Genomic DNA, 1,793 nt, shown 5'->3' with positions numbered 1-1,793 from the left:
GGTTCGTCTACTCACACAGTGGATACTGAAGCAACGGCTGGTACGGTGACGGTCAACAACATCACTGAAGATGACGTAATCAACGCCGCTGAATCTGCTCAAACCATCGCAGTGACGGGTACAGCAACTGGTGGTGATATCGCAGAAGGCGATACGGTTACTCTGGTCATTAACGATACCGAATACACCACAACCGTCGGTGCAGATGGCACTTGGACGGTGGATGTGGCTGGTTCTGACTTGGCTGCTGATACGGAATTTGAGGCAGTGGTGGCTTCTTCTGATGCTGCTGGCAACACTGTCAATACAACGGGTTCTTCTGAACATACCGTTGATCTAGTTGCGGAAGCTGGTACGGTAACCGTAGACAACATCACCGAAGATGACGTAATCAACGCCGCTGAATCTGCTCAAACCATCGCGGTAACGGGTACAGCAACTGGTGGTGATATCGCGGAAGGCGATACCGTTACTCTAGTAATCAACAACACAACTTACACGACAACGGTCGGTGCAGACGGCACTTGGACAGTGGATGTGGAAGGTTCTGATCTTGCTGCTGATACGGACTTCGATGCGGTGGTAAGCTCTGAAGATGCTGCTGGCAACACAGTCAATACAAGTGGTTCGTCTACTCACACAGTGGATACTGAAGCAACGGCTGGCACGGTGACGGTCAACAATATCACCGAAGACGATGTAATCAACGCCGCTGAATCAGCTCAAACCATCGCGGTAACGGGTACGGCAACTGGTGGCGATATCGCAGAAGGCGATACCGTTACTCTGATCATTAACGATACCGAATACACCACAACCGTCGGTGCAGACGGCACTTGGACAGTGGATGTGGCCGGTTCTGACTTGGCTGCTGATACGGAATTTGAGGCAGTGGTGGCTTCTTCTGACGCTGCTGGTAACACTGTCAATACAACGGGTTCTTCTGAACATACCGTTGATCTAGTTGCGGAAGCAGGCACGGTGACGGTCAACAACATCACCGAAGATGACGTAATCAACGCGACTGAATCAGCTCAAACCATCGCGGTAACGGGTACCGCAACTGGTGGTGATATCGCAGAAGGCGATACCGTTACTCTAGAAATTAATGGTCAAACGTACACAACTCAAGTAGCCGAAGATGGCACTTGGACAGTGGATGTGGCCGGTTCTGACTTGGCAGCCGACACTGAGTTTGATGCAGTGGTAAGCTCTGAAGATGCTGCTGGCAATACTGTCAATACAACGGGTTCTTCTGAACATACCGTTGATCTAGTTGCAGAAGCAGGTACGGTGACGGTCAACAACATCACCGAAGATGACGTAATCAACGCCGCTGAATCTGCTCAAACCATCGCGGTAACGGGTACGGCAACTGGTGGTGATATCGCGGAAGGCGATACCGTTACTCTAGAAATTAATGGTCAAACGTACACAACCCAAGTAGCCGAAGATGGCACTTGGACAGTGGATGTGGAAGGTTCTGATCTTGCTGCTGATACGGAATTTGAGGCAGTGGTGGCTTCTTCTGATGAAGCTGGCAATAACGTTCAAACGACTGGTTCTTCTGAACATACCGTTGATCTAGTTGCGGAAGCAGGCACGGTGACGGTCAACAACATCACCGAAGATGACGTAATCAACGCGACTGAATCTGCTCAAACCATCGCCGTAACGGGAACCGCAACTGGTGGTGATATCGCAGAAGGCGATACCGTTACTCTAGTAATCAACAACACAACTTACACGACAACGGTCGGTGCAGACGGCACTTGGACAGTGGATGTGGAAGG

Annotated in this window: 1 protein-coding gene; it reads left to right on the top strand. The window is 50.6% G+C overall.

Annotation, left to right across the window (positions count from 1 at the left end; translation table 11 throughout):
• Positions 1 to 1,793 (top strand): beta strand repeat-containing protein (locus DFP76_RS17995; RefSeq protein WP_147084243.1); only part of this gene is annotated, 1,793 nt, incomplete at both ends.

This window comes from Marinomonas aquiplantarum, from assembly GCF_003314975.1.
GTDB classification, from domain to species: domain Bacteria; phylum Pseudomonadota; class Gammaproteobacteria; order Pseudomonadales; family Marinomonadaceae; genus Marinomonas; species Marinomonas aquiplantarum.
Note: the sequence above shows the minus strand (reverse complement) of the source record. Positions and strands in the feature narration are given on the sequence as shown.